Raw genomic sequence first — 4,061 nt, 5'->3', positions numbered from 1 at the left:
TCGTGCAGCAGCGCCGCCGCGATATTCAGGCGCCGCTTCATGCCGCCGGAGAAGGTGGCCGGCTTGTCGTTGGCGCGGTCGGACAGGCGCACCAGTTCCAGCACTTCGGCGCAGCGCTTCTTCAGCGGCTCGCCCTTCAGGCCATACAAGGCGCCGAACAATTTCAGGTTTTCGAGAGCGGAGAGATCGTCGTACAGCGCGAGGTCCTGCGGCACCAGACCGATCTTGCGCTTGGCAGCATTATTGCCCTGCCCTACCGGTTCGCCGTCCAGCGTGACGGAACCGCTGTCGCTGCGCACCAGGCCGCAGATCATGCCCACGGTGGTGGACTTGCCGGCGCCGTTCGGACCAAGCAGACCGACCGTCTGGCCGCGCTGTACGTTGAAGGAGACACCATCCACGGCGCGCCGGTCGCCGTAGGTCTTGCAGAGATTACTGACACTGAGCAAAGCAAACCCCTTCACGAATAAAAACGGCGCCGCGAAGAAGGCGGCGCCGCGTTAACRAAATCGGATTTACAGCGCGTAGCGGACCACGTTATCACTCCATTCGAAGGCCGCCATTTCCAGTTCCACCAGTTCGTCGGTGGACATGGCCAGGTCGCGCAGGGTTGGTACGATGTAGTTCTCCATATCTTCGATGCGCTCGATGCACTCGGCCAGCTTGAGCAGATCGCCGAAGAAGCCGCCGCGCCACATCAGGGCTTCCGACACTTCATCCGCCACAGCGATCTGCTGCAGGATCTCGGTCATCGGAATGCCGAACAAGGTATCCATCAGGGACATGATGCCGACGGTGAAGGCAATGTCGGCGATGTGATGCTGATTCGGGCGCAGTTTGTGCGCCAGCAGTTCCAGCAGGCGGCCGCGCGTGGTGGCCAGCATCAGCAGCGGCGTCATGGAGTGGCCGCGCTTCGAAGGCTCGGCGTACAGCATGATCTGCAGCCAGCGCTGCAGCTGGCGGCGGCCGAGAATGGTCACTGCCTGGCTCAGCGAATCGATGCGCTGGCGCGCGCCGACAGCAGGCGTGTTCACCAGGCGCAGCAGATTCAGCGCCAGCGACACATCCTTCTTGATGGCGCGCTCGATGTCGATATTGTCCTTACCCTCGTCGGTCACGAGGGCCATCAGCTCCATCACCGCCAGCTGGGACGGCGACAGCTTTTTGCCGCTCATGATCACCGGCTTGGCGAAGTAGTAGCCCTGGAAGTAATCGAAGCCCAGGTCCAGGCAGTTCTTGAATTCTTCGCGGTTCTCGACCTTCTCCGCCACCAGCTTCTTGCCTTCCTGCTTGAAGCGGGGCGCCAGGCGCACCAGGCGGTCGATCGGCATGTCGCGCATGCTCAGCTTCACGTATTCGACCATGGGCAGCATGGCTTCCACGTGCGGCGAATCGAGCTTCACATCGTCCAGCGAAAAGCGGAAGCCGTGGCTCACCAGTTCGGACATGCGGGCCAGCACTTCAGGTGTTGGCTCCATGGTTTCCACCACTTCCAGCACCAGCTTTTCGCGCGGCAGGAAGCCGAAGATATCGCTCATGATGGCTTCGGCGTCGACGTTGACGAAGCCGATGGCGTCACCCACGGTGCGCTCCATGCCCAGCTGCGCGGCGTGCGCCAGCACGGCTGCGGTGGCGTTCAGCCCCGAAGTTTCGATGACCGCCGGCCCAACAGGAGCGTTGCGAAATAACAACTCGTAACCGAAGAGGGCCTGGTTGCGGTCCAAAATCGGCTGCCGGCCGAGGTAGAACTCGCGTACCCGCAGGTTCTTGGCGGCATCGTTCGTGGAGAGGTCAATCATGAGATATTTCCTGAAATGTCCTGCTATTTTGGCATCAAACCCTGCCTATGTCTCCTGAATTTGCTCGAAATCACGCTTTTGAGGCAGGCCATCCACAAAGCACTTTACCTCACCTGGCTGGAAGGCTGTCCATTGTTCGTTGCTGGTTAATGGCTGAGTGACGATCAGGGCGACACGGTCATTTGGCGTAGTGACCTGGGAGAAGTCTACGCTCAAATCCTCATCCTGCAGCCGGGCCGTATCGAAGGGATATTGGCGCACGATGTAATGCAGATTGGTCGAACAGTGCGCGAACAAGCAGGTGCCGTCCGACAGCATCATATTGAACGTGCCGTGGCCCGCGATCTTGCGCACCACTTTTTCCAGGCAGGCGCGCAGCAGCGACAGTGGCGGCCGCGTGTCGCCAAAGCGCTCGCGCAATTCCTGCATGATGAGGCAGAAGGCCTGTTCGCTGTCGGTGGTGCCGACCGGACGGAAGGCGCCATCCAGCACCGGATGAAATTCTTTCAGGTCGCCGTTATGGGCGAACACCCAGTAACGGCCCCACAGCTCGCGCACAAAGGGATGGCAGTTCTCCAGCATCACCTGGCCTTGCGTGGCCTTGCGGATGTGGGCGATCACGTTTTTCGATTTGATCGGATAGCGCTTGATCAGCTCCGCGATCGGCGAATGGACGGCTGCCTGATGGTCGACGAAATGGCGCACGCCGGCGCCTTCGAAAAAGGCGATCCCCCAGCCGTCATGGTGAGTATCGGTGTGGCCGCCGCGCATGGCGAAGCCGGTGAAGCTGAACACAATGTCCGTCGGGACGTTGCAGTTCATTCCGAGAAGTTGGCACATGGCGAAACTTTACCATGTGCCCTTCCGCGGCGGGATGGCAAATCAGTGGAGTAATACGGGCTGGCTCATCAGCACGTCGTAGCTGCCGAGGAATTCGTCGATTTCCTCCATGGTAGGTTCATTGGCAATCAGCTGGTTGACGTCGCGCCTGAAGTTCTGCGCCATCACCCCCGCAATGAAGATTTCCCGCTTGCCGCCCTTGTCGACGATTTCATAGCCCCCGAAACGCAACGCTTCCAGTTCGCGGTCCGGGCCGAATTCGACGACGCTGTACTGCTCGCTGTTGTAGATGAGATTCATCATGCTTCCTTCACTCCGGGGCGGAACCATAGGGATGGGGTTCCGCGTTCCATCTCGAGATGGGGCTGTTCTGGCCCGATTTCAAGCGGCCAGGTCGGGACCCAGGCGCAGCAGCGCGTCGTAGGGTACCGCTGTCAGCATGGCGCGCAGGCTGTCCACGTGAGTGGCATCAGCCAGGCTGATAAAGAGCTGCGCCGGGGGACGGCGCAAGAGACGATTCAATGTAACACGCAAAACCAGATTACCGGCGCAGCATAGGCAGCCCGGCGCGATGCGATGCACGTCCGGACGCCAGACGGCGCCTTCACTTTCATCATACACCAGAGGGGAATTTCCGTCGGCCAATCCTTCCAGGATCACCGCGGTGGACTGGCCGGGGACAAGAGCAGCCGCGATCGCGCTCTCGCGATCGGATGCCCTGGTCCCCGTGACCAGGGTGGTAAGGATCAAACCTGGCCTTTTTTCGACAGCTTGCCCGGCTCCACGCCCAGTTGCTTCAGCTTGCGGTACAGGTGGGTGCGTTCCAGGCCAGTCTTCTCGGCCACGCGGGTCATGCTGCCGCCTTCGCGGCCCAGGTGATGCTCGAAGTACATGCGCTCGAAAGCGTCACGCGCTTCGCGCAGCGGCAGGTCGAACGACAGATTGAACATATGGTTCTCACCGTTCGGACGCGCCACGGCCACGCCATGCRCCGAAGCCGGCGCCACAGGCTGCGCGCCAAAGCTGCCGACGCTCGGGCTGTGGTCCTCCGCCGGCGCCGCTACCGCAGGACGCGGCGCCAGCACCGGCGCTCGTACCTGCTCTTGCGCGCGCGACAGGCCCGCCTGCACTGCCTTCAGCAGCTTTTGCATCGCAATCGGCTTTTCCAGGAAATTCAATGCGCCGATGCGGGTCGCTTCCACCGCGGTATCGATGGTGGCGTGACCGGACATCATGATGACCGGCATGGTGAGCAGGCCATCGCGCTGCCACTCCTTCAGCAGCGTGACGCCGTCAGTGTCCGGCATCCAGATGTCGAGCAGGACCAGGTCGGGCGCTCCGGCCGCGCGGGCCAGGCGTGCCTGCTGCGCGTTTTCCGCCAGCGTGACTGCGTGTCCCTCGTCGCCCAAGATTTCCGAGAGC

The 4,061-nt window shown here is 61.5% G+C and carries 6 protein-coding genes; all 6 read right to left on the bottom strand.

The window, feature by feature from the left end; translation table 11 throughout:
- The coding region (locus tag AB4Z11_RS25450) for an ABC transporter ATP-binding protein (RefSeq protein WP_442028570.1) at positions 1 to 449 on the bottom strand (449 nt) is incomplete at its 3' end.
- A 66-nt stretch (positions 450 to 515) separates the two neighbouring features.
- Positions 516 to 1,799 carry an EAL and HDOD domain-containing protein gene (locus tag AB4Z11_RS25445; protein WP_442028569.1) on the bottom strand — a complete coding sequence of 428 codons (1,284 nt, stop codon included), beginning with the start codon at positions 1,797 to 1,799 and terminating at the stop codon, positions 516 to 518.
- Positions 1,800 to 1,844: 45 nt separating this feature from the next.
- Positions 1,845 to 2,639, bottom strand: coding sequence for a class II glutamine amidotransferase (locus AB4Z11_RS25440; protein WP_442028568.1), 795 nt, complete (start codon positions 2,637 to 2,639; stop codon positions 1,845 to 1,847).
- Positions 2,640 to 2,681: 42 nt separating this feature from the next.
- Entirely contained in the window at positions 2,682 to 2,939 is a 258-nt protein-coding gene (locus AB4Z11_RS25435; RefSeq protein ID WP_442028571.1) for a BTH_I0359 family protein, read from the bottom strand.
- Positions 2,940 to 3,020: 81 nt separating this feature from the next.
- Positions 3,021 to 3,389, bottom strand: coding sequence for a GTPase (locus tag AB4Z11_RS25430; protein ID WP_442028566.1), 369 nt, complete (start codon positions 3,387 to 3,389; stop codon positions 3,021 to 3,023).
- The coding region (locus AB4Z11_RS25425; RefSeq protein WP_442028565.1) for a response regulator at positions 3,386 to 4,061 on the bottom strand (676 nt) is incomplete at its 5' end. The genes AB4Z11_RS25425 and AB4Z11_RS25430, both read right to left, overlap by 4 nt.

Origin of the sequence: Pseudoduganella sp. RAF53_2 (assembly GCF_052113985.1) — a bacterium.
Taxonomy (GTDB): domain Bacteria; phylum Pseudomonadota; class Gammaproteobacteria; order Burkholderiales; family Burkholderiaceae_D; genus Rugamonas.
The sequence above is the reverse complement of the archived record's forward strand: the minus strand, read 5'-3'. Positions and strand labels throughout refer to the sequence as shown.